The sequence below is a fragment of the Streptomyces sp. NPDC043870 genome, from assembly GCF_056435785.1.
The window spans coordinates 1-21,154 of record NZ_JBWKDT010000053.1; the positions used below are offsets into that span (position 1 = coordinate 1).

At 71.0% G+C, this 21,154-nt stretch carries 24 protein-coding genes; 8 read left to right on the forward strand and 16 right to left on the reverse strand.

Translation table 11 applies throughout. From position 1 onward, the window contains the following. Nucleotides 1–107 precede the first annotated feature (107 nt). Nucleotides 108–671 carry a DUF1697 domain-containing protein gene (locus AC0699_RS35330; RefSeq protein WP_478668850.1) on the forward strand — a complete coding sequence of 188 codons (564 nt, stop codon included), beginning with the start codon at nucleotides 108–110 and terminating at the stop codon, nucleotides 669–671. Then, nucleotides 668–1,057 (forward strand): nuclear transport factor 2 family protein, encoded by a 390-nt coding sequence (locus tag AC0699_RS35335; RefSeq protein WP_478668853.1) that lies wholly within the window; start codon nucleotides 668–670, stop codon nucleotides 1,055–1,057. The genes AC0699_RS35330 and AC0699_RS35335 overlap by 4 nt, the downstream gene beginning before the upstream one ends. Here AC0699_RS35335 and AC0699_RS35340 read toward each other — a convergent pair. Then, nucleotides 1,026–1,217, reverse strand: a complete 192-nt coding sequence (locus AC0699_RS35340) for a DUF4236 domain-containing protein (protein ID WP_469773166.1) — start codon at nucleotides 1,215–1,217, stop codon at nucleotides 1,026–1,028. The genes AC0699_RS35335 and AC0699_RS35340 overlap by 32 nt on opposite strands. A 296-nt stretch (nucleotides 1,218–1,513) precedes the next feature. Between AC0699_RS35340 and AC0699_RS35345 the strand changes: the two genes are divergently transcribed. Beyond that, nucleotides 1,514–1,984, forward strand: a complete 471-nt coding sequence (locus AC0699_RS35345; RefSeq protein ID WP_478668859.1) for a hypothetical protein — start codon at nucleotides 1,514–1,516, stop codon at nucleotides 1,982–1,984. Nucleotides 1,985–2,097: 113 nt separating this feature from the next. Beyond that, nucleotides 2,098–2,718 carry a mycothiol-dependent nitroreductase Rv2466c family protein gene (locus tag AC0699_RS35350; protein ID WP_469773168.1) on the forward strand — a complete coding sequence of 207 codons (621 nt, stop codon included), beginning with the start codon at nucleotides 2,098–2,100 and terminating at the stop codon, nucleotides 2,716–2,718. A 49-nt stretch (nucleotides 2,719–2,767) separates the two neighbouring features. Here the strand turns inward: AC0699_RS35350 and AC0699_RS35355 are convergent, their stop codons facing one another. The 14 genes from AC0699_RS35355 to AC0699_RS35420 form a co-directional block, all read right to left on the reverse strand. Then, nucleotides 2,768–3,547 (reverse strand): sirohydrochlorin chelatase, encoded by a 780-nt coding sequence (locus AC0699_RS35355; protein WP_478668865.1) that lies wholly within the window; start codon nucleotides 3,545–3,547, stop codon nucleotides 2,768–2,770. 9 nt (nucleotides 3,548–3,556) lie between these two features. Further along, on the reverse strand, nucleotides 3,557–4,441 hold the full coding sequence (locus AC0699_RS35360) for an ABC transporter permease (RefSeq protein ID WP_478668869.1): 885 nt from the start codon (nucleotides 4,439–4,441) through the stop codon (nucleotides 3,557–3,559). Beyond that, nucleotides 4,428–5,219, reverse strand: a complete 792-nt coding sequence (locus tag AC0699_RS35365; protein ID WP_478668873.1) for an ABC transporter ATP-binding protein — start codon at nucleotides 5,217–5,219, stop codon at nucleotides 4,428–4,430. The genes AC0699_RS35360 and AC0699_RS35365 overlap by 14 nt, the downstream gene beginning before the upstream one ends. A 30-nt stretch (nucleotides 5,220–5,249) precedes the next feature. Next, nucleotides 5,250–6,374, reverse strand: coding sequence for an aliphatic sulfonate ABC transporter substrate-binding protein (locus AC0699_RS35370; RefSeq protein ID WP_478668876.1), 1,125 nt, complete (start codon nucleotides 6,372–6,374; stop codon nucleotides 5,250–5,252). Between the two features lie 223 nt (nucleotides 6,375–6,597). After that, nucleotides 6,598–7,971 (reverse strand): sulfate adenylyltransferase subunit 1, encoded by a 1,374-nt coding sequence (locus AC0699_RS35375; protein ID WP_478668879.1) that lies wholly within the window; start codon nucleotides 7,969–7,971, stop codon nucleotides 6,598–6,600. Between the two features lie 2 nt (nucleotides 7,972–7,973). Next, complete coding sequence (cysD, locus tag AC0699_RS35380; RefSeq protein WP_478668883.1) at nucleotides 7,974–8,927, reverse strand: sulfate adenylyltransferase subunit CysD; 954 nt, start codon at nucleotides 8,925–8,927, stop codon at nucleotides 7,974–7,976. Further along, on the reverse strand, nucleotides 8,924–9,535 hold the full coding sequence (cysC, locus tag AC0699_RS35385; RefSeq protein WP_478668886.1) for an adenylyl-sulfate kinase: 612 nt from the start codon (nucleotides 9,533–9,535) through the stop codon (nucleotides 8,924–8,926). Before cysC ends, cysD begins: the two co-directional genes overlap by 4 nt. Next, on the reverse strand, nucleotides 9,535–10,245 hold the full coding sequence (locus AC0699_RS35390; protein WP_478668891.1) for a phosphoadenylyl-sulfate reductase: 711 nt from the start codon (nucleotides 10,243–10,245) through the stop codon (nucleotides 9,535–9,537). The genes cysC and AC0699_RS35390 overlap by 1 nt, the downstream gene beginning before the upstream one ends. Next, the gene (locus AC0699_RS35395; RefSeq protein ID WP_467981777.1) at nucleotides 10,242–10,421 is read right to left on the reverse strand and encodes a hypothetical protein; all 180 of its coding nucleotides are present in this window, start codon (nucleotides 10,419–10,421) and stop codon (nucleotides 10,242–10,244) included. Before AC0699_RS35395 ends, AC0699_RS35390 begins: the two co-directional genes overlap by 4 nt. A gap of 64 nt (nucleotides 10,422–10,485) precedes the next feature. Continuing rightward, nucleotides 10,486–12,183 carry a nitrite/sulfite reductase gene (locus AC0699_RS35400; protein WP_478668897.1) on the reverse strand — a complete coding sequence of 566 codons (1,698 nt, stop codon included), beginning with the start codon at nucleotides 12,181–12,183 and terminating at the stop codon, nucleotides 10,486–10,488. A gap of 180 nt (nucleotides 12,184–12,363) precedes the next feature. Beyond that, a complete protein-coding gene (locus tag AC0699_RS35405) occupies nucleotides 12,364–12,447 on the reverse strand; it encodes a putative leader peptide (RefSeq protein WP_361290638.1) in 84 nt (27 codons plus the stop codon). A gap of 167 nt (nucleotides 12,448–12,614) precedes the next feature. Then, nucleotides 12,615–13,181: a GNAT family N-acetyltransferase gene (locus AC0699_RS35410; protein ID WP_478668902.1), complete on the reverse strand. Its 567-nt coding sequence runs from the start codon at nucleotides 13,179–13,181 to the stop codon at nucleotides 12,615–12,617. Nucleotides 13,182–13,234: 53 nt separating this feature from the next. Next, nucleotides 13,235–14,515, reverse strand: a complete 1,281-nt coding sequence (locus AC0699_RS35415; RefSeq protein WP_478668906.1) for a GAF domain-containing protein — start codon at nucleotides 14,513–14,515, stop codon at nucleotides 13,235–13,237. Nucleotides 14,516–14,851: 336 nt separating this feature from the next. Beyond that, the gene (locus tag AC0699_RS35420; RefSeq protein WP_478668909.1) at nucleotides 14,852–16,501 is read right to left on the reverse strand and encodes an acyl-CoA dehydrogenase family protein; all 1,650 of its coding nucleotides are present in this window, start codon (nucleotides 16,499–16,501) and stop codon (nucleotides 14,852–14,854) included. A 17-nt stretch (nucleotides 16,502–16,518) separates the two neighbouring features. Here AC0699_RS35420 and AC0699_RS35425 point away from each other — a divergent pair, with 17 nt between their 5' ends. Both AC0699_RS35425 and AC0699_RS35430 read left to right on the forward strand, forming a co-directional pair. Continuing rightward, a complete protein-coding gene (locus AC0699_RS35425; RefSeq protein WP_478668913.1) occupies nucleotides 16,519–17,664 on the forward strand; it encodes a YihY/virulence factor BrkB family protein in 1,146 nt (381 codons plus the stop codon). A 150-nt stretch (nucleotides 17,665–17,814) separates the two neighbouring features. Continuing rightward, entirely contained in the window at nucleotides 17,815–18,561 is a 747-nt protein-coding gene (locus tag AC0699_RS35430; protein ID WP_478668917.1) for a helix-turn-helix domain-containing protein, read from the forward strand. Here AC0699_RS35430 and AC0699_RS35435 read toward each other — a convergent pair. Further along, nucleotides 18,483–18,893, reverse strand: a complete 411-nt coding sequence (locus AC0699_RS35435; RefSeq protein WP_478668921.1) for a VOC family protein — start codon at nucleotides 18,891–18,893, stop codon at nucleotides 18,483–18,485. The two genes, AC0699_RS35430 and AC0699_RS35435, sit on opposite strands and share 79 nt — an antisense overlap. A gap of 329 nt (nucleotides 18,894–19,222) precedes the next feature. On the opposite strand from AC0699_RS35435, the gene AC0699_RS35440 reads away from it, so the two are divergent. Then, nucleotides 19,223–19,954 (forward strand): response regulator transcription factor, encoded by a 732-nt coding sequence (locus tag AC0699_RS35440; protein ID WP_478668924.1) that lies wholly within the window; start codon nucleotides 19,223–19,225, stop codon nucleotides 19,952–19,954. Nucleotides 19,955–19,959: 5 nt separating this feature from the next. Further along, entirely contained in the window at nucleotides 19,960–21,069 is a 1,110-nt protein-coding gene (locus AC0699_RS35445) for a sensor histidine kinase (protein ID WP_478668926.1), read from the forward strand. The last annotated feature ends 85 nt before the right edge of the window (nucleotides 21,070–21,154 follow it).

Consider the following 21,154-nt stretch of genomic DNA (forward strand, 5'->3'; position numbering starts at 1 on the left):
CCCAACAAGCTCCTGAAGGTCGTCGAGTAGTCAGCGACGCCCGACCGTGAACCGGCAGCCGCCGTGCCCTCCCCCACGGGGCACGGCGGCCGTCTTATGGTGTGCTCATGGCGAGTACGAATGCGTATGCCGCGCTGCTGCGCGGGATCAATGTCGGGGGACACCGGAAGGTCCCGATGGCTGACCTCCGCGCGCTGCTGACGGAACTGGGCCACGGCGACGTCCGTACGTATCTGCAGAGCGGCAACGCCGTCTTCACCAGCGCGACGGGGGACGACGAGGACAGGCTCGCCCAGGGGATCGAGCGGGCCATCGAGAAGCATTTCGGATTCACCGTCGACTGCCTCGTGCGTGGCGGTTCCTATCTCGGCGCCGTCGTCGAGAAATGCCCCTTCCCCGCCGCCGGGCTGGAGGGCAGGCAACTGCACGTCACCTACCTGTCGGAGCGTGTGGACCCCGAGCGGTTCGCGTCCGTCGACGCGGCGGCATTCCTCCCGGAGGAGTTCCGGTTCGGTGATCGCGCGCTCTATCTGTACGCCCCCGGCGGACTCGGCCGGTCCAAGCTCGCCGCAGCGCTCGGCAGGCCCAGCCTGTACAAGGGAATCGTCGCCACGACCCGCAACTGGAACACCGTCGTCAAGCTGGCCGAGATGACCGGAGGAGACGCGTGACGATCGAGTGGGCCCCTGCCGTCGACGCTGCCATCGAGGGCGAACTGCGCCTCCTCGACCCGGCCGTCCGCGCCACACCCGCGCTGCTCGCCGGGTTGCTGCATCCGGAGTTCCTCGAGTTCGGTGTGTCCGGGCGGCGCTGGGACCGCGACGCGATCATCGATTCACTCGTCGAGGAAGGGGCTCAGGGCGTCAAGCCCATCACCGCTTCCGAGATGAAGGGCACCCAGCTCGCCGACGACGTCGTGCATCTGACGTTCGTCACTCAGTCCAACGGCCGTCGCGCCCACCGCAGTTCGCTGTGGCGGCGGACCGGGGACGCCTGGCAGCTCTACTTCCATCAGGGCACGCCGTTCAGTGCCGAGGAAAGTTCCGGCGCCAGCTGAAGCCGCCGGGCAGACGCACCGAGGCGTTGCTGTGGCCCCCGCTGTCCCGGGTGAGGCGGGCGCGGCGGGTGCCGAGACTCACCGACCAGCCGTGCGTGCCGATGTTCAGGTGCATCAGCTTCGGGATGATCGTGATCCGCTTGTGGTAGTGAATCGACATGTCGGCCTCCTTGTCGTAAGGGTGTCCGAGGAAGGCGCCGTGGCTGTCACGGCACCGCCACGGTCGTGTCACCGCAGAGCCGACATGTCCTCCCGGCCCGGTGGGATCCCGGCCGGGGCCCGCTTTTCCTCCGGATGGCTTCCTCCGGATGGCTTCGTCCCGACGGGCTTCCTCCGGATGAGCCTCCTCCGGACGGCGAGCGAACGCGTTCCGGGAGTGTGCCGGCAGGACCGGCCCGGAGACCGGCCCGGAGACCGGCCCGGCCGATGTCAGTGCCGCGGCCTATCGTCCTTTCCATGTACGACGACGGGGACGGGCCGCCGCGGGCCGGCGGGCCACGGGCGGCCGAGACGCGCGCGGCCGAGGTGCGGGTCGCGTTCGAGGGGATGCTGCAGATCCGCCGGCTGACGAACACCGAAGCCGCCGACCCGGAGGCGATACCGGCCGCCTGGGAGCGCGGCCGGATGGTGCGGGCCGTCGCGCTCGCGCTCGAAGCCTCGGGGATCACCCCGTCCGCCGTGGACGGATCCGGGCAGCGAGTGGCGACGGGATACCGCGTACGGGAAGGGACGGCGGGGGAGGGGGAGCCTGGGGCGGTCACGGTCGAATGGCTCGGACCGCACGGCAGCGGGGCCGCCGGCCAGGAGGAGACCGCCCTCACCGCATGCGCGCGGGTGCTGGAGCGGCTCGGCTGGGACGCATTGCTCTACCGCGGGCGCGCCCGTCACCGGTTCCTGGAGGTCCGGCCACCGCATCCCGGACGCTGAACGGTCCGCGCCGCGGCTGCTGAACGGTCCGCGCCGCAGGTGGTGAATGGCCCAGAGGGGCGGGCGTCAATTGGCCCTGGGGGAAGGGACATTCCTCGCCTAGGGTCGTGACCATGACGACCGAACACAGCAGGACCGCCGTCGACTTCTACTTCGACCCCGCATGCCCCTTCGCCTGGATCACCTCTCGCTGGATCCTGGAGGTCGAGCAGCAGCGCGACATCGACGTGCGCTTCCGCCCCATGAGCCTCTACCTGCACAACATCGGCAACGACCTGCCCGACTGGTACCGGGACCTCGTCGACCGGTCCATCGGCCCGGTACGGGTCGCGGTCGCCGCGGCAGAACAGCACGGCGAGCAGGTCCTGCGCGAGCTGTACACGGCCATGGGCACCCGCATCCACCGGCAGAAGGCCGAGGACTTCGACACCGTGATCGCCGAGTCGCTGGCGGAGACCGGCCTGCCGGCCGGGCTCGCCGCGGCCGCACACGACACGGCGTACGACGACGCGGTGCGCCGCAGCCACGACGCGGGCAAGGACCCCGCGGCGGACGGCTACGTCGGCACTCCGACCATCCACGTCGACGGCGCCGTCTGGTTCGGCCCCGTCCTCAACTCCGTTCCGCGCGGCGAAGAGGCGGGCCGGCTGTTCGACAGCTTCCGGGTGCTCGCGAACCACCCCGACTTCTTCGAGCTCAAGCGCACCCGCACGGGCAAGCTGAACACCGACTGAGCCGCCGGGGGCCCGCGTCGCTTCGCCAGGCGGGCCGCCCGCAGCCGGCTCAGCCCGCCAAGGCGACGTGCCGGTCCGCGCGCGCCTCGTCGTACCGCTCCAGGAGCAGACGCGCCAGCTCGGGGGCCGGGCCCAGCACATCCGCGAGCACGTCCGCGCCCGCCTCGCCGGCGCCCACGGCGATACGGTCCGGGAGGCGGCCCGGGGCGATGACGTAAGGCGCCACCGCCACCCGGGCGACGCCTTCGGCGCGCAGCGCCCGTACCGCGTCCTCGGTACGGGAACGGCTCGCGGCGGATACAGCGGAGGCGAACGCAGGCCGCACGGCGCACCAACCGGTGTGCCGCAGCTCCCGCGCCATGTCAGCGATCACTGCGATCGCCTCCGGGTCGGATGAGCCCGCCGAAGCCAGGACGACCCCGGTCGAGCGTTTGTCCTCCGGCGTGAGCCCGGCCCCGGCCTCGTACAGCCGCCGCTCCACCGCCTCCAGCAGCAGCGGCGACGGGCCGAGCACCTCGGCCTGCGTGATCCGCAGCCGGGGATGCCTGGCTCGCGCCTCGTTCAGCACGGACGGGATGTCGGCCTTGGCGTGGAAGGCCCGGGTCAGCAGCAGCGGCAGCGCCACCACGTCCCGTACGCCGTCGTTCGCCATCCGCTCCAGCACCTGCGGGACCGACGGTGCGTTGAAGTCGAGGAACGCCGTGGACACCCGCAGCCCGGGCCTCCGCGACCGTATCCGCCGTACGAGCGCGTGCACGGTCTCGGCGTGCCGCGGGTCGCGGCTGCCGTGGGCGATGACGAGCAGAACAGGGCTGTGCGGGTTGTGCATGGGAGACGCTCAGTTCCTGACGAGCAGACCGCGGCTGCGCAGGACCCACCGCTCCAGCGGGCTGAAGATCAGCAGGTCGATGGCGATACCGACGATCAGGATGAGGAGGATCGCGAGGAACACCCCGGCCATGTCGATGTTGTTGCGGGCGTTCTCCAGCAGCTGGCCGAGGCCGAGCCCGAGGTCCGGCGAGGACGCGATGATCTCGGCGGCCATGAGGGAGCGCCACGAGAAGGCCCAGCCCTGCTTCAGGCCGGCCAGATAACCGGGCAGCGCGGCCGGCATGACGATGTGCCAGGTGCCCCTCAGCCCGGTGGCACCCATGGTGCGCCCGGCCCGCAGGAACAGCGGAGGGACCTGGTCGACACCGGAGACGAGTCCGTTGGCGATCGACGGGACCGCGCCGAGCAGGATGACCGCGTACATCATCGAGTCGTTCAGGCCGAGCCAGATGACGGCGGGCGGCACCCACGCCACCGACGGCAGCGACTGCAGACCCGACAGGATCGGGCCGATCGCGGCGCGGACGAACTTCACCCTCGCCACCAGCAGGCCCAGCGGCGTACCGATGGCCAGGGCCAGCAGGAAGCCGAACAGACCACGCGAAACGCTGGTCCAGACGACATCCAGCAGAGTGCCCTGAAGCCACATGTCGGTCACACCGGTCCACACTGCGGACGGGGCCGGCAGTTTGTCCCCGGACGTGACCTTCGCGGAGACGAGGAGCTGCCAGACGACCAGCACGAGGCCGATGGCCACGACCGGCGGCAGGACCTTCTTGACGAGGACCTCGCGGACGGGCGTACGGCGGATCTCGACCGCGTCGAGTGCGTCCAGACCGGCCTCGAGACCGGCGAGGTCGTCCTGCTTCGGGGCGGTGTCAGTGCTGGCCATGGCGGCGGATCTCCCCACGCAGTTGTTCAGTGATCTCGATCGACAGCTCCGCCACGGCGGAGTCCTCGATGCGTCGCGGCTGCGGGATGCCGACCGTCCACTCGCGGGCCACCCGGCCCGGACGCGAGGACAGCAGCACCACGCGCTGGGCGAGCCGCACGGCCTCACGGACGTTGTGCGTGACGAAGAGGACCGACAGGTTGGTCTCTTCCCAGATCCGCGTCAGCTCGCCGTGCAGGACGTCCCGGGTGATGGCGTCGAGCGCCGCGAACGGCTCGTCCATCAGCAGCAGGTCGCTGTCCTGGGCGAGCGCGCGGGCCAGTGCCACGCGCTGGCGCATACCGCCCGACAGCTCGTGGACACGCTTGCCGTACGCACCGGCGAGCCGGACCAGCTCCAGCAGCCGCTCGGCCTCGCCGCGGCGCTCGGACTTGGGGACCCCGCGCAGCCGCAGGGCCAGTTCGATGTTCTTGCCCGCGGTCAGCCACGGGAAGAGGGCGTGCTCCTGGAACATCAGGGCGGGCCGCCCGCCGGGCGTGTCGATGGACCCGGCGGTCGGCGCGTCGAGCCCCGCGACCAGGTTGAGCAGCGTGGACTTACCGCAGCCCGAGGCTCCCAGGATGGTGACGAACTCGCCGGGCGCGACATCGAGGCTGATGTCGTCCAGCACGAGCTGCGATCCGGCCGGGCCGGAGAAGGACTTCGAGACGTGCTCGATCCGGGCGGCGTGCGACACCGTCGTGGTGTCCTCGGCAGCCTTGGCAAGCGCGGTGGCCATGGTCGTCACCTCCTGGGAAAGGAATACGGGTTACTTGACGCCGAGACCGGCGTCGGCGACCTCGGGTTTGCCCGCGGCCTTCAGCACCTTGTTCAGGAGCGTCAGGTCGTAGATGCCGTTGAGGTCGGGCTCCTCGATCAGCCCGGCCTCGACCGCCCACTCGGACTGCGTCTTCAGCGTGGCGGCCAGCGGGTCGTCGGTGATCTGGATCCCCGGCCACGCCGGGTCGATGACCTTCGCGGCGAGCTCTTTGCCGGTCTCCGCCTTCAGGTGCGCGTTGGCCGACGCCTTGGCCTTGTCCGGATTGGCGTTGATCCACGCGTTCGTCTTCACCGTGCCGCGCAGTACGGCCTCGACGACGTCCGGGTGCTCCTCGAGGAACGTCTGCGACACGATGACGTTCGTGATCACGAACTTCTTGCCGGGCCACAGGGCGGCCTCGTCGAGGAGGACCTTCGCACCCTCGGAGACCAGCTTGGACGCGGTCGGCTCCGGCACCCAGGCGCCGTCGATCGAGCCGGACTTATAGGCGTCCGGGGTCACCTTGTTGTCCGTACGGACGACGGAGACGTCCCCCTTGCCGCTCTCGGAGTCGACCTTCCAGCCCTTCTCCGCGATCCAGTTGAGGAACGCCACGTCCTGCGTGTTCCCCTTCTGCGGAGTGGCGATCTTCTTGCCCTTGACGTCGTCCAGGGTCTTGATCTTGTCCGGGTCGACGACGAGCTTCACACCGCCGGATGCGGAGCCGGAGACGATCCGCAGGTTCTTGCCCTGGGACTTCACATAGGCGTTGATGGACGGCGAGGGGCCGATGAAGCCGATGTCGAGCGATCCGCCGTTGAGGGCCTCGATCTCGGACGGGCCGGCGTTGAAGGTCTGCGGCTTGATCTGGGTGCCGCCGAGCTCCTTCTGGATCAGGCCTTCCTGGATGCCGACGAGGGCCGTGGCGTGGGTGAGGTTCGGGAAGTAGCCGATACGGACGGTGTCCGCGGAGAGCTTCTCGCCCTTGGCCGCCACCTCGGTCTTGTCGTCCTTGGCCTGGGAGCCGTAGCCGCAGGCGGTGAGCGCCACGGCGAGCAGCGGGAGGGCGGCGGCAGCGGCGACGGTGCGGCGCAGGGTGGCGCGGGCCGTACGGCTGGAACGCGATGCAGGCACGGGAGGCTTTTCCTCTCGGAGGCCCGGCGGTCACGGTCTTTCAGGCCGTGGCCGGGAGGTCGGCAGGTCTTCGTCTACGGCGGTGGGGGGTGAGGGCGCGCAGGCAGTGCGCGTACGTCAGCGCACACATCGCGCCACTCCGCCCTGACCGCTGCCGAGAGCACCGCTGCCGACGCGGCCGCCCTCCTTCGCGAACGTGGAGTAGTAGTCGCCGGAGTTCATGTCAGAAGTCCCAACCGTCGTCTTCGGCCTCGTCCTTGACCGGCTCCGGTGAGGCGAACGACTCGCCGACCATGCCCGCGGTGAGCGTGGTGCCGTCGGCCGGGTCGATCAGGATGAACGAGCCGGTGCGCCGGGAGTCGGCGTAGGAGTCGACCGGCAGCGGCTCGGCGGTGCGGATCTTCACGCGGCCGATGTCATTGGCGACGAGCTGTCCCGGGTGCGGGTGCAGGGACAGGTCGTCGAGCGTGAGACGGGACGGAATGTCCTTGACGATCGCCTTGACCGTACGGGTGCCGTGCTTGAGCAGCACGCGGTGACCGACGGTCAGCGGCTGGTCGGCGACGTGGCAGACGGTCGCCTCGATGTCCTGCGTGATGGCCGGCGCGTCCTTGCTGGGCACGATCAGGTCGCCGCGCGAGATGTCGATGTCGTCCTCCAGCAGGAGGGTCACCGACTGGGTGGTCCAGGCGACGTCGACCGGCCCGCCGAGCAGGTCGATGCCGGAGATCCGCGACATGCGGCCCGACGGCAGCACGGTGACCTGCTCGCCGACGCGGAACGAACCGGCCGCGATCTGCCCCGCGTACCCCCGGTAGTCCGGGTGCTCGGCGGTCTGCGGCCGGATCACGTACTGCACGGGAAGCCGGGCGTGGCAGTGGCTCAGGTCGTGGCTGACCGGAACCGTCTCGAGGTGCTCCAGCACCGTCGGACCCCCGTACCAGTCCATGTTCGAGGACGGGTCCACGACGTTGTCGCCGGCGAGCGCCGAGATCGGGATCGCGGTGACCTCCGGGACGCCCAGCTCGGTCGCGTACGCCGTGAACTCCTCGGCGATGGCGGCGAAGACGGACTCCTGGTAGTCGACGAGGTCCATCTTGTTGACCGCCAGGACCACATGCGGGACACGCAGCAGCGCGGCGATCGCGGCGTGGCGGCGGGTCTGCTCGACGACGCCGTTGCGGGCGTCCACGAGGACGACCGTCAGCTCGGCGGTGGAGGCACCCGTCACCATGTTGCGCGTGTACTGCACATGCCCGGGGGTGTCGGCGAGGATGAACCGGCGCCGGGGCGTGGCGAAGTAGCGGTACGCGACGTCGATGGTGATGCCCTGCTCCCGCTCGGCGCGCAGGCCGTCGGTGAGCAGGGCCAGGTCGGGTGCGTCCTGACCGCGGCTGCGGGAGGCGTGCTCCACGGCCTCCAGCTGGTCGGCGAGGACCGACTTGGAGTCGTGCAGCAGCCGCCCGACGAGGGTGGACTTGCCGTCGTCGACCGACCCGGCGGTGGCGAACCGCAGCAGGGTCGTCGCCGACAGCTGCTCGACGGACAGTGTCTCGGTGGGTTCGGTGGGTTCGGTGGGTTCGGTGGTGCTGGTCATGGCTAGAAGTACCCCTCGCGCTTGCGGTCTTCCATCGCGGCCTCGGAGAGCTTGTCGTCGGCCCGCGTGGCGCCGCGCTCGGTGAGCCGGGAGGCGGCGATCTCGGCGATGACCTGCTCCAGGGTCACCGCGCCGGAGTCGACGGCGCCGGTGCAGGACATGTCGCCGACGGTGCGGTAGCGAACCAGCCGCTTCTGAGGCGTCTCGGTGTCCTTCGGGCCGCCCCACTCGCCCGCGGTCAGCCACATGCCGTTACGGGCGAAAACCTCACGCTCGTGCGCGAAGTAGATCTCGGGCAGCTCGATGCCCTCCCGGGCGATGTACTGCCACACGTCCAGCTCGGTCCAGTTGGACAGCGGGAACACGCGCACGTGCTCGCCGGGCGCGTGCCGGCCGTTGTACAGGTTCCACAGCTCGGGCCGCTGGCGGCGCGGGTCCCACTGGGAGAACTCGTCGCGCAGCGAGAAGACGCGCTCCTTGGCCCGGGCCTTCTCCTCGTCCCGCCGACCGCCGCCGAACACGGCGTCGAACCGCTCCGACTGGATCTTCTCCGTCAGCGGCAGGGTCTGCAGCGGGTTGCGGGTGCCGTCCGCACGCTCCTTGAGGACACCGCGGTCGATGTAGTCCTGCACCGAGGCGACGTGCAGCCGCAGGTTGTGCTTCTCCACCGTGCGGTCCCGGTACTCGATGACCTCGGGGAAGTTGTGCCCGGTGTCCACGTGCAGCAGCGAGAACGGGATCACGGCCGGGGCGAACGCCTTCAGCGCGAGATGCAGCATGACGATGGAGTCCTTGCCGCCGGAGAACAGGATCACCGGCCGCTCGAACTCGCCCGCCACCTCACGGAAGATGTGCACCGCCTCGGACTCCAGCGCGTCCAGGTGGCTCAGGGCGTACGGGCTGTCGTCCCCGGAACCGCTCGCGGTCCCGTTCACGTGGTTGACGCTGGTGGTCACGCCAGTCCCCTCTCGGTAAGAAGCGCGTACAGCGACGCCGCGGACTCCTGCACGGTCTGGGTGTGCGACTCGATCCGCAGATCCGGGGACTCCGGCTCCTCGTACGGGTCGTCGACCCCGGTCAGCCCGCTGATCTCGCCGGCCGCGTGCTTGGCGTACAGACCCTTCACATCGCGTACGGAGCACACCTCGACCGGAGTCGCGACATGCACCTCGACGTACGGCGTGCCCTCGGCGCCGTGGCGCCCCCGGACGGCCTCGCGGCTGTCGGCGTACGGAGCGATGACCGGGACCAGGACCTTCACCCCGTTCGAGGCCAGCAGCTCGGCGACGAAGCCGATCCGCTGCACGTTGGTGTGCCGGTCCTCGCGGCTGAAGCCGAGGCCCGCGGAGAGGAACTCGCGGATCTCGTCGCCGTCGAGGACCTCGACACGGTGGCCCTCGTCGCGCAGCCGGCCCGCGAGCTCGTACGCGATCGTGGTCTTGCCCGCGCTCGGCAGCCCGGTGAGCCAGATGGTGGCCCCAGTCACGTGCTTCTCCCGGTGGTTCTGGTCGGTCTTCGTCGTCGTGGTCGTCGTGGTCGTCGCGGTGGCGGTGGTCGTCGTCATCAGCCGTGCAGCCCGCACTCGGTCTTGCCGCGGCCCGCCCAGCGGCCGGCCCGGGAGTCCTCGCCCTCCAGCACCCTGCGGGTGCACGGCGCGCAGCCGACGGAGGTGTAACCGTCCATCAGCAGGGGGTTGGTGAGGACGCCGTGCTCGGCGACGTACGCGTCCACGTCGTCCTGCGTCCAGCGGGCGATCGGCGAGATCTTGACCTTCTGCCGCTTCTCGTCCCAGCCGACGACCGGGGTGTTCGCCCGGGTCGGGGACTCGTCGCGGCGCAGTCCCGTCGCCCAGGCGTCGTACCCGGTCAGGCCCTCCTCCAGCGGCTTGACCTTGCGCAGCGCGCAGCACAGGTCCGGGTCGCGGTCGTGCAGCTTCGGGCCGTACTCGGCGTCCTGCTCGGCCACGGTCTGCCGCGGGGTGAGCGTGATGACGTTGACGTCCATCACGGCAGCCACCGCGTCCCGGGTCCCGATGGTCTCCGGGAAGTGGTAGCCGGTGTCGAGGAAGACGACGTCCACGCCCGGGAGGGCCCGCGAGGCGAGGTGGGCGACGACCGCGTCCTCCATGGAGGAGGTGACGCAGAAGCGCGGGCCGAAGGTCTCGGCCGCCCACGTCAGGATGTCCTGGGCGGAGGCCTCTTCGAGGTCCCGGCCCGCCTGCTCGGCGAGCGACTTGAGCTCGTCCTTGGTCCGTTCCGTCCGATTCGCCGTCATATCTCGTCCCCTCCACCGTCATTGCGCTGAACCCCACGGGCGAGCAGCCCGAGGAACTTCAGCTGGAAGGCCCGATTGCACGCCGCGCATTCCCAGGCACCGTGGCCCTGCTCGCTCGGACGCAGGTCCTCGTCACCGCAGTACGGGCAGTAGAAGGGGGCAGCCCGTTCGCTCATGCCGCATCCCTCGTTCCGCTCGTCCCCACAGCTGCCCTACGGGCGTGGGAGGTGGCCCCGGCGCTCACGACAGTGCCTCCTCGGACGCACGCGCCGCCCACGTGGCGAAGCGCTCGCCGTCCTCGCGCTCCGCCTGGAAGCGCTTGAGGACGCGCTCGACGTAGTCGGGCAGCTCGGCGGAGGTGACCTTCAGGCCGCGGACCTTGCGGCCGAAGCCGGCCTCCAGACCGAGCGCGCCGCCCAGGTGCACCTGGAAGCCCTCGACCTGATTGCCGTCGTCGTCGAGGACCAGCTGACCCTTGAGACCGATGTCCGCCACCTGGATACGGGCGCAGGCGTTCGGGCAGCCGTTGATGTTGATCGTGATCGGCTGGTCGAACTCGGGGATGCGGCGCTCGAGTTCGTCGATCAGCGAGGCACCACGGGCCTTGGTGTCGACGATGGCCAGCTTGCAGAACTCGATACCGGTGCAGGCCATGGTGCCGCGCCGGAACGGGGACGGGCTGACCCGCAGGTCCAGCGACTCCAGAGCGGCGACCAGCGACTCGACCTGCGGCTCCTCGACGTCGAGGACGAGCATCTTCTGCTCGGCGGTGGTACGCAGCCGGCCGGAGCCGTGCGCCTCCGCCACCTCGGCGATCTTGGTGAGCGTGGCACCGTCGACACGGCCGACGCGCGGCGCGAAGCCGACGTAGAAGCGGCCGTCCTTCTGCCTGTGCACACCGACGTGATCGCGCCACTGCTGCACGGGCTGCTCGGGCGCCGGGCCGTCGACGAGCTTCCGCTGCAGGTACTCGTCCTCCAGCACCTGGCGGAACTTCTCGGCGCCCCAGTCCGCGACGAGGAACTTCAGCCGGGCACGGGTGCGCAGCCGGCGGTATCCGTAGTCACGGAAGACCGAGATGACGCCCTCGTAGACGTCCGGGACCTCGTCCAGCGGCACCCAGGCACCCAGCCGGACACCGATCTTGGGGTTGGTGGAGAGGCCGCCGCCGACCCAGAGGTCGAAGCCGGGACCGTGCTCGGGGTGGTTCACCCCGACGAAGGCGACGTCGTTGATCTCGTGCGCCACGTCCAGCAGCGGGGAACCGGAGATCGCCGACTTGAACTTGCGGGGGAGGTTGGAGAAGTCCTTGTTGCCCACGATGCGGCGGTGGATCTCGTCGATGGCGGGGGTGCCGTCGATGATCTCGTCCTCGGCGATGCCCGCGACGGGCGAGCCGAGGATGACACGTGGCGTGTCACCGCAGGCCTCGGTCGTCGACAGGCCGACGGCCTCCAGCCGGTTCCAGATCTCGGGAACGTCCTCGATGCGGATCCAGTGGTACTGGACGTTCTGCCGGTCGGTGATGTCGGCCGTGCCGCGCGCGAACTCCTGGGAGATCTCGCCGATGACCCGCAGCTGCTCGGTGGTCAGCCGCCCGCCGTCGATCCGGACGCGCAGCATGAAGTACTTGTCGTCCAGCTCCTCCGGCTCCAGGATGGCGGTCTTGCCGCCGTCGATCCCGGGCTTGCGCTGGGTGTACAGACCCCACCAGCGCATCCGGCCGCGCAGGTCCGCGCCGTCGATCGAGTCGAATCCGCGATGGGCGTAGATCGTCTCAATGCGTGTCCGCACATTGAGACCGTCGTCGTCCCTCTTGGTCTGCTCGTTGGCGTTCAGCGGTGTCATGTGGCCAACGGCCCACTGGCCCTCGCCGCGGTGGCGTCCGGCCTTGCGGCGGGGCGTGGCGGAGGCAGGCGTTTCGGGGGTAGCGGCCATGGCGGTATGTCCTTCGGAACTGCAGTGGGAAGGGGTCGGCGCGCAGCGCCGTCGATGAGGGGTGGCGGTCGGGTGGCGGGAGGGCGGCTCTGACCTGCACACGCGCACTCCTGTCAGGGGAGTGGCGCGGCGGTGCGCAGAAGACGGGGATATCTCGGGGATCGCGGTGGTGCTGTGCTCTCAGCGCACCGGACACATGGCGCTGGACATGCGGCCGAGGTCGACGTGCCGCCGACTCACCAAGGCAATTCCAGCTCGAGACATGACGGAAGCGTGTCACGGGACTTTGGACCCAGTCCACCGCTATCCAAAATGTGGACAACACTGTCCCGCAGTGCGAGACAGTGTGTCGTTGATCACGCAGATCGTGAAAGAGCGCCGGTAATCATGTGCAGGAGGGTCAGGAAGATCACGTGAAAGAGGGCCGGGAATCAGACGCCGGCGCCGGGCCAGGGGCCCGGGTTCCCGGCCTCCGGCTCCTCCTCGACTTTGGTGTCGAACAGCGTGAAGCCGCGTCGCAGATAGTTGTCCATCGCGTGCGGCCCGTCCTTGGAGCAGGTGTGCAGCCAGACCCGCTTCGTCGGGGCGCGGCCCGGCCAGCGGTCCGCCAGATCCCAGGCGCGGGCGGTGCCGTACGACAGCAGATGGCCACCGATCCGCCGCCCCCGGAACGCCGGGATCAGCCCGAAGTAGACGATCTCGACGACGCCCTCGTCCTGCGCCTCCAGCTCGACGTACCCGGCGGGCGTTCCCTTCTCGTACGCCACCCAGGTCTCCACGCCCTGCCTGCTCACGGCCTCCTGCCACTGCGCGTACGTCAGACCGAGCCGGTCGGTCCAGCTGATGTCGCCGCCGACCGCCGTATAGAGGAAGCGGCTGAACTCGGGCGACGGCACCTCCGCCCGTACGATCCGCACGTCTCCCGCGGGCTCGGCGGCCGGGCGCAGATCGGCGGACGAGGTCTGCTCCAGGGACCACGTGGTCACAGTGATGCTCATGGCCGCCAGGGAACCATGCCCGCGCCCCGGCTCCAAAAAGCCGGGGGCAGGACCTAGAAGCCGGGCCGCTCGTCAGTGATCGCCGGGGCCGACGAGTGGGGCAGGAGGTCCGCCGGGTGGTCGGGACGGACGACCTCCACCTCGACCTCCTCACTGAAGCGGTAGGGGCGGTGCGCCAGCACACCCGAGAGATAACGCCGTACGCGCGACATCTCGGCGCGCACCGTCACCGTACGGGTCCGGTCGCCGAACACGTCCGCCGCCAGCTCCGCCGCCGTACGCCCCTCGGGGTGCTTCGACAGCACGTACAGCAGCTCGGCGTGGCGCGGGCTGAGCTCCTGGGTCCAGCTGCCCGCGGGTCCCGAGACGGCGACCGTCCAGCGGCGGGCGCGGCTCAGGTCGAGCACGACGCGGCCCGCCGACTCCGCCGCTCTGGACTCGTCGGGGCGTACCAGCCAGCCGCCCGGCAGCGGCTCCACCGTGCACATGCCCAGCGATGGCAGCCAGACCCGCCCCGCCCGGAAGGACTTGGGCAGCGGCAGCCGGTCCACCGGCGTCATGCCCGTCACCGCCGCCGTCCAGCCGTGCACGTCCACCGCCAGCGCCCGGCCGTCCAGCCGGCACAGGATCGGCGCCGCCACCGAGCGCAGCCGCTCGACCATCCGCAGATGCCGCTCGCGCAGATCCGCCTCGGCGAGCCGCGCCACCGAGTTGACGAGGGCGAGCGTCGCCGGGTGGAAGCTCGACGCGGGGCCGCTGACATCGACGATGCCGAGCAGCTGCCCGTCGCGGGGGTCGTGCACCGGCGCCGCCGCACACGTCCAGTTGTGCAGGGTGTGCACGAAATGCTCGGCCGAGTGGACCTGCACCGGGCGGCGCGCCGCCAGAGCGGTGCCGATGGCGTTGGTGCCGGTGGTGTCCTCGCTCCAGGCCGCGCCCTCCTCCAGACAGATGGTGTTGGCCTTCCGGATCACCCCCGCGTTGCCCTCCCGCCACAGCACCCGGCCCTGAGCGTCCGTCACCACCATGATCTGCAGCGACGCGTCGGCGATCTCGGTCAGCCCGCCACTGAGGGTGCGCATCACCTCGCCGAGCACGGTCGCACGCCGCCGGTGCTCCAGCTCGTCACGCTCCAGCAGCACACTGCTCGTGGAACGGTCGGGATCGACGCCCAGCCGCAGCATCCGCTGCCATGACGCGTCGATGACCGGGCGGGGTGCGATCGGCGGGCGCCGGCCCGCCAGAGTCGCGGCGTGGACCTGATGAAGCAGGCGTGTCGCACGCGTGCCGTCCATGGTCGCGAGCCGTGCCATGTCGAGTGCGTCGTTCTTCATCCGGTACCCCCCGCCGTCGGCGGCGCTGAATGCGGTAAGCCGTGCCGTATCGGTTCTGCTCGGTGAGCGGCACACCGCGAACCGTCCGATTCCATCGTGCCGCGCACACATCCGCCCGGAAGCCGTGTTCGCACATCTCCTGCAACGGTCTGCAACTCTGGCCAACGACAGTCCCTTGCACGAAGGTGACATGAGTGGAGGGTGGTGCCGTGTCGGCGCAGCACCACCCTCCGCTGTCGTCGCAGGTCGCCGCCCCGGCGCGGGCATGGGGCGCATGGTTGCGGCGAGCGGCTCATGAGCCGCCCGCCCGCCCCCTGACCGGTCAACTCGCGCCGCTCACACCTCTACGCGCGCCCTCTCCACGACCGCCGCCAGATCGAGCCCGTACGGCAGCGTCCCGAACGCCGCGCCCCAGTCCCCGCCCAGCCGCGAGGCGCAGAACGCGTCCGCCACCTCCGGCGGCGCCCAGCGCACCAGCAGCGAGCCCTGGAGCACCAGCGCCATCCGCTCGACCAGCCGCCGCGCCCGTACCTCCACGGACTCCAGGTCGGCCAGCTCGGTCAGCAGCCCCTTGACCGCCCCGTCCAGCCGGTGGTCGGCGCCACGGGTCCGCCCGATCTCCTGCAGGAAGGCGTCCAGGGCGTGCGGCTCCCGCTGGAGCGCCCGCAGCACATCCAGCGCCTGCACATTGCCCGACCCCTCCCAGATCGAGTTCAGCGGCGACTCCCGCAGCAGCCGGGGCATCCCGGACTCCTCGACATAGCCGTTGCCGCCCAGACACTCCAGCGCCTCGGCCGCCACCGGCGTGCACCGCTTGGTCACCCAGTACTTGGCGGCCGGCACCGCGAGCCGCAGCAGTGCCCGGTCCGCCTCGGAGTCCGAGTCGTACGCCGCGGCCAGCCGCAGCCCCAGAGTCGTGGCCGCCTCCGACTCCAGCGCCAGATCGGCCAGGACGTTCCGCATCAGCGGCTTGTCGATGAGCAGACCGCCGAACGCGCTGCGGTACGCGGCATGGTGCACCGCCTGCGCCACCGCCTGCCGCATCAGCGCCGCCGAGCCGATCACACAGTCGAGCCGGGTCGCCGCCACCATCTCGATGATGGTGCGCACCCCGCGCCCCTCCTCGCCGACCCGGCGCGCCCACGTCCCGTCGAACTCGACCTCGCTCGACGCGTTCGACCTGTTGCCCAGCTTGTCCTTCAGCCGCTGGATCGCGAACACGTTGCGCGTGCCGTCCGGCAGCACCCGGGGCACGAGGAAGCACGTCAGACCACCCTGTCCCGTGGTGCCGGAGGCCTGCCCGAGCACCAGGAAGCCATCGCTCATCGGCGCCGAGCAGAACCACTTGTGCCCCGTCAGCAGGTACTCGCCGTCCGCGGCCAGCGGCTCCGCGCGGGTCGTGTTCGCCCGTACGTCACTGCCGCCCTGCTTCTCCGTCATGCCCATCCCGAACAGCGAACCGGCCTTGTCCGCCGCGGGCCGCAGGCCCTGCTCGTACACCTGGGACGTGAGCCGCGGCTCCCACTCAGCCGCGAGCCGCGGGTCCGTACGCAGCGCAGGCACCGCCGCGTGCGTCATCGACACCGGACAGCCGTGCCCGGCCTCGACCTGCGTCCACACCAGGAATCCCGCGGCGCGCCGCACATGCCCGCCGGGCCGGCCCCAGGCGTTCGTCAGCCCCGCGGAGACCGCCTTGCCCAGCAGCCGGTGCCAGGCCGGATGGAACTGCACCTCGTCGATCCGGTTGCCGTAACGGTCGTGCGTGCGGAGAACGGGTGGGTTCTCATTGGCCTGCACCCCCCACTCCAGGGCCTGGGCCGAGCCCGCGCTCCGGCCGAGCTCGGTGAGCTCCTCGCGTGCCGTCTCCAGGAGCCCGGGCTCGACGTGCCGCTCCACCGCCTCGGACAGCGCCCGGTCCGAGGCGAAAACGTCGTACCCCACCAGGGGCGGAGCCTGGTTGGTCACTGTGTGGGTGCTGGTTGCCATGCCGATACGGTAAGGAGGTGCAGGCAGCAAATGAAACACCCGAGCGGCCCCCCTCCGGCCGGCTCCACCGGGCCCGAGTCCTCTACCGCAACGTCTCGAAGCGGAAGCTGGCCTGGCTGCTGCTCAAGGACACCGTCAATTCGTGCATCGAGTACCGCATCCTCGGACTCGCCGCCGAGGCCGCGTTCTTCACCCTTCTGTCGCTGCCGCCGCTGATGCTGGGCGTGCTCGGACTGCTCGGATACGTCGACACGTGGACCAGCACCACCACCGTCGCCTCCATCCAGGAGAACATCCTCGGAGCGGCCAGGACCGTCCTGTCCGACCGCGGCGTCAACGAGATCGCCAAGCCCCTGCTGGAGGACGTCACCCGCGGCGGCCGGCCCGACGTCGTCTCGCTCGGCTTCGCGATCGCCCTGTGGTCCGGATCGCGGGCCGTGAACGTCTTCGTCGACACCATCACCGTGATGTACGGGCTCGACGGGCAGCGGGGCATCGTCGCCACCCGGCTGCTCGCGTTCCTGCTCTACCTCGTCGCGCTGCTGATCGGCGCGGTCGTCCTGCCGCTCGCAGTGGTCGGTCCGGACCGGGTCGTGGAACTCGTCCCCTTCGGCACGGAAGTCGTCAGCGTCCTGTACTGGCCGGTGGTGATCCTGCTGTCCATCGCCTTCCTCACCACGCTGTACCACGTGTCCGTGCCGGTCCGTTCGCCGTGGGCCGAGGACATCCCGGGCGCGCTCGTCGCCCTCGGCATGTGGGTGCTCGGCAGCTTCCTGCTCCGGATCTACCTGACCAGCACCGTCGAGGGCCCCACCATCTACGGCTCCCTCGCCGCGCCCATCGCCGTCCTCCTCTGGATCGGCATCTCCGCCTTCGCGGTCCTTGTCGGCGCCGCGGTCAACGCCGCCATCGACCGTGTCTGGCCGTCGGTCGCCACCGCCGCCGCCCGCGCCGCGAACCAGCGCGTCCGGGCCGCCCACGCCGCCGAGCTGGTGGCCCGGGCCCGGGCCGCGGAGGGGGAGAGCGAGGACGCGGAGGAGGGTGGCGGGGACATGCCGTCGGAGTTCCCGGAGCGCTGGTCGAAGTTCCTGCCGCCGGACGATGTGAAGTCCCGCTTCCAGAGCTCGCGGGACCATCGCGACAACGGTCAGCCGAAGGCCTGAAGCGTCTTCCCCCGGACCTGCGTGTGCCCTGTCCGCCGCCGGACCCCGCGTGCAGTGCCCTGTCCGGCCCCGGACCCCGCGTGTAGTGCCCTGCCCGGCCGATCGGGCGGGCCTGGCCCGAGCGCCCGGACACCCCCTAGCCTCGGCACCATGTACGAGGAACGGGCTTCGTTGCTCGACGGGGCCGTCGTCTGGCGCAGTGAGCCCGGCACCGGCCCGGTCCTTCCCGTGCTGCCCGACGGATGCATGGACCTGCTGTGGACCGAGGGACGGCTGCTCGTCGCCGGTCCCGACACGCACGCACAGCCACCCGGCGGCGCGGGCGCCCGCTACGCGGGAGTACGGTTCGCACCCGGCGCCGCACCCGCCTTCTTCGGCGTGCCCGCGCACGAACTGCTGGACCGCCGCGTGGAGCTCACGGACCTCTGGCCCGCGGAGCGGGTCCGCAGGCTCGCGGAGCGTATCGGGGACGCACCGGACCCGGTGACCGGGCTGGAGGCCGTGGCGCTGAGGCACGCGGCGGACAGACCGCCGCCCGACCCGCGCCTGCGGGCCGTCGCCGAGGGCCTGGGCGCCGGGCTGAGCGTCGCCCAGGCTGCCGGTGCCGTGGGGCTCGGTGCGCGCCAGCTGCACCGCAGATCCCTCGACGCGTTCGGGTACGGCCCGAAGACCCTCGCCCGCGTACTGCGGCTGCAGCGGGCCCTGAGACTGGTACGGGCCGGGGTGCCGTACGCCGAGACGGCGCTCGCCGTGGGCTGCGCCGACCAGGCGCACCTCGCGCGGGAGATGCGGGACCTCGCCGGGCTCACCCTCGGCCGCTACGCCGAGCTGGCCGCCGGCTCCGCGTCCGCGAACAGCGAGACCCCGCAGCCGTCCGGGTCGAGCACGATCGCATAGCGCTGCCCCCAGAACGCGTCCCAGGGCTTGAGGTGGCCGCGGTGTCCTGCGGCGACGAGGTCTTCGTACAGCCTGTCCACCTCGGCGGGGCTGTCGCAGAGGAAGGCGAGACCGACGCGGTCACCGCCCTCGGGCCGGGTCCAGCCGGGATCGAAGGACCTGATGGTCTCCTCGGTGTCCCAGAGCACGCGCGGCCCGCCGGGCAGCGCCGCTTCGACATGCGGCTCGGAGTCCGCCCCTTCCGGGACGTCCAGGCCGAGGCGGCGGTAGAAGGCGAGAGAAGCGGCCATGTCGGCGACGACCAGGCCGATGGCATCGAGTCGTGGAGTCATGGGCCCAACGTAGGAACGGGGCGTGGCCGGCGTCTTGTACGAATCGGACGTGTACGAAGCAGGCGTGTGCGAACCGGGCGTGTACGAAGCCGGCGTGCGGGAAGCGGGCGTGCAGGCATCGGGCACGTACCAAGCGGGCGCGTACGAAACCGGCGTGTACGCATCGGGCGTGTGTGAATCCGGCGTGTACGCATCCGGCGTGTACGCGTCGGGCGTCCCGGACGCCGTAGCATCGGGCGTCCCGTGCCCGACCGGGATTCATGAACCGTCACGGATCCGTAAGGGACCCGGTTGCGCACCCACGGCCCCTGACGGACGACACTGGGCCCATGCAGAACATCCTCGTCGTCGACGACGATCCGACCGTCGCCGAAGTGGTCACCGGCTATCTGGAGCGGGCGGGCTTCGCGGTGCAGCGCGCCGCCGACGGCCCGCAGGCCCTGCGGGCCGCCGGGGACCGGTGGCCCGACCTGGTGGTCCTGGACCTGATGCTGCCCGGCATGGACGGCCTGGAAGTGTGCCGCAGGCTCCGCGGCCAGGGCCCGGTGCCGGTGATCATGCTGACCGCACGCGGGGAAGAGGACGACCGGATCCTGGGCCTCGAAGTCGGCGCGGACGACTACGTCACCAAGCCGTTCAGCCCGCGCGAACTGGTGCTGCGCGTCGAGTCCGTGCTGCGCCGCAGCCGGGCCGCGGCCGCCGGCCGGCCCGGCGGTGGCCCGGTGCTCAGCTGCGCAGGGATCACCGTCGACCCGACGGCACGCCGCGCCACCAAGGACGGCGCCGAACTGTCGCTCACCCTCAGGGAATTCGACCTCCTCGCCCATCTGATGCGCCACCGGGGGCAGGCGATCGGGCGCGAACAGCTGATGCAGGAGGTGTGGGGCTGGGAGTTCGGCGATCTGTCGACCGTCACGGTCCATGTGCGCCGGCTGCGCGGCAAGATCGAGGACGATCCGGCCCGGCCGAGGCTGATCCAGACGGTCTGGGGTGTCGGCTACCGCTTCGATGTGCCGCTGCCCGCCGAACAGTCCGCCGGACAGCCCGCCGAGAGGGGATGACCGGCATGAGCGACTTCCTCCTCATCGCCCTGTTCGCGTTTCTGGGCGCGGCCGTGGCCGGGCTGCTCGGAGCGCTCGTCCTGCGGATGCTGCGGCACCGCTCGGTCGCCGTGTCGCTGACCGTCGTCGCCGCGGTCACGGTCGTCGCGATGCTCGCCGGAACCCTCGCGGTCGCCCAGGCGATGTTCCTGTCCCCGCACGACCTGACCGTCGTCACCACGGTCGCCGCCATGGCCGCTGTCGTTTCGCTCGCCACCGCGCTGCTGCTCGGCCGATGGGTTGTCGCCCGCAGCCGGGAACTCGCCCTCGCGGCCCGTACGTTCGGCGACGACGGCAGCTTCGCCGCCCCCGGACTCGCCGCCACCGCCGAGCTCGCCGAGCTGAGCAGGGAACTCGAAGCCACCAGTGCGAAACTCGCCGTGTCCCGGGAGCGGGAACGCGCGCTGGAGACCTCCCGCCGGGAGCTCGTCGCCTGGATCTCGCACGATCTGCGCACCCCCCTCGCCGGGCTGCGCGCGATGTCCGAAGCGCTGGAGGACGGCGTCGTCCAGGACCCCGAGCGGTACTTCAAGCAGATCCGCACCGAGGTCGAGCGGCTCAACAGCATGGTCGGCGACCTCTTCGAGCTCTCCCGTATCCACGCCGGCGCGCTCGCCCTCAGCCCCACCCGGATGTCCGTGTACGACCTGGTCGGCGAGGCCCTCGCGGGTGCCGACCCGCTCGCCCGCGAGCACGGGGTGCGGCTCGTGGGGGACCGGGTGGAGCCCGTGCCGGTCGAGGTGGACGGCAAGGAGATGACCCGCGTACTGGCCAATCTGCTGGTCAACGCGATCAGGCGGACACCGGCCGACGGCACGGTCGCGGTCGCGGCGGAGCGCCGCGACGACTCCGTCGTGCTCTCGGTCACCGACGGCTGCGGCGGTATCCCCGAGGAGGACCTGCCGCGGGTCTTCGACACCGGCTGGCGCGGCAGCCAGGCCCGGACGCCTCCGGCGGGCGCGGGCCTCGGGCTCGCGATCGTACGGGGCATCGTCGAGGCGCACGACGGCAGCGCCCACGTACACAATGTGACGGGCGGCTGCCGCTTCGAGGTGACCCTGCCCGCCGCCCCGTGAGCCGTGTGCGCCCCACGAGCCGTGTGCGCCACGAGAGCGGGCGCACCGCTGACGGCATCGACGCCGGGTGGCAACGCGGTTGCGA

What these genes read in the sequence shown, in the direction of transcription:
- AC0699_RS35330 (WP_478668850.1), top strand. Translation starts at nt 108, where the DNA reads ATGGCGAGTACGAATGCGTATGCCGCGCTGCTGCGCGGGATCAATGTC.
- AC0699_RS35340 (WP_469773166.1), bottom strand. Translation starts at nt 1,217, where the DNA reads ATGTCGATTCACTACCACAAGCGGATCACGATCATCCCGAAGCTGATG.
- AC0699_RS35345 (WP_478668859.1), top strand. Translation starts at nt 1,514, where the DNA reads ATGTACGACGACGGGGACGGGCCGCCGCGGGCCGGCGGGCCACGGGCG.
- AC0699_RS35350 (WP_469773168.1), top strand. Translation starts at nt 2,098, where the DNA reads ATGACGACCGAACACAGCAGGACCGCCGTCGACTTCTACTTCGACCCC.
- AC0699_RS35355 (WP_478668865.1), bottom strand. Translation starts at nt 3,547, where the DNA reads ATGCACAACCCGCACAGCCCTGTTCTGCTCGTCATCGCCCACGGCAGC.
- AC0699_RS35360 (WP_478668869.1), bottom strand. Translation starts at nt 4,441, where the DNA reads ATGGCCAGCACTGACACCGCCCCGAAGCAGGACGACCTCGCCGGTCTC.
- AC0699_RS35365 (WP_478668873.1), bottom strand. Translation starts at nt 5,219, where the DNA reads ATGGCCACCGCGCTTGCCAAGGCTGCCGAGGACACCACGACGGTGTCG.
- AC0699_RS35375 (WP_478668879.1), bottom strand. Translation starts at nt 7,971, where the DNA reads ATGACCAGCACCACCGAACCCACCGAACCCACCGAACCCACCGAGACA.
- cysC (WP_478668886.1), bottom strand. Translation starts at nt 9,535, where the DNA reads ATGACGACGACCACCGCCACCGCGACGACCACGACGACCACGACGACG.
- AC0699_RS35390 (WP_478668891.1), bottom strand. Translation starts at nt 10,245, where the DNA reads ATGACGGCGAATCGGACGGAACGGACCAAGGACGAGCTCAAGTCGCTC.
- AC0699_RS35395 (WP_467981777.1), bottom strand. Translation starts at nt 10,421, where the DNA reads ATGAGCGAACGGGCTGCCCCCTTCTACTGCCCGTACTGCGGTGACGAG.
- AC0699_RS35400 (WP_478668897.1), bottom strand. Translation starts at nt 12,183, where the DNA reads ATGGCCGCTACCCCCGAAACGCCTGCCTCCGCCACGCCCCGCCGCAAG.
- AC0699_RS35405 (WP_361290638.1), bottom strand. Translation starts at nt 12,447, where the DNA reads ATGTCTCGAGCTGGAATTGCCTTGGTGAGTCGGCGGCACGTCGACCTC.
- AC0699_RS35410 (WP_478668902.1), bottom strand. Translation starts at nt 13,181, where the DNA reads ATGAGCATCACTGTGACCACGTGGTCCCTGGAGCAGACCTCGTCCGCC.
- AC0699_RS35415 (WP_478668906.1), bottom strand. Translation starts at nt 14,515, where the DNA reads ATGAAGAACGACGCACTCGACATGGCACGGCTCGCGACCATGGACGGC.
- AC0699_RS35420 (WP_478668909.1), bottom strand. Translation starts at nt 16,501, where the DNA reads ATGGCAACCAGCACCCACACAGTGACCAACCAGGCTCCGCCCCTGGTG.
- AC0699_RS35430 (WP_478668917.1), top strand. Translation starts at nt 17,815, where the DNA reads ATGTACGAGGAACGGGCTTCGTTGCTCGACGGGGCCGTCGTCTGGCGC.
- AC0699_RS35435 (WP_478668921.1), bottom strand. Translation starts at nt 18,893, where the DNA reads ATGACTCCACGACTCGATGCCATCGGCCTGGTCGTCGCCGACATGGCC.
- AC0699_RS35440 (WP_478668924.1), top strand. Translation starts at nt 19,223, where the DNA reads ATGCAGAACATCCTCGTCGTCGACGACGATCCGACCGTCGCCGAAGTG.
- AC0699_RS35445 (WP_478668926.1), top strand. Translation starts at nt 19,960, where the DNA reads ATGAGCGACTTCCTCCTCATCGCCCTGTTCGCGTTTCTGGGCGCGGCC.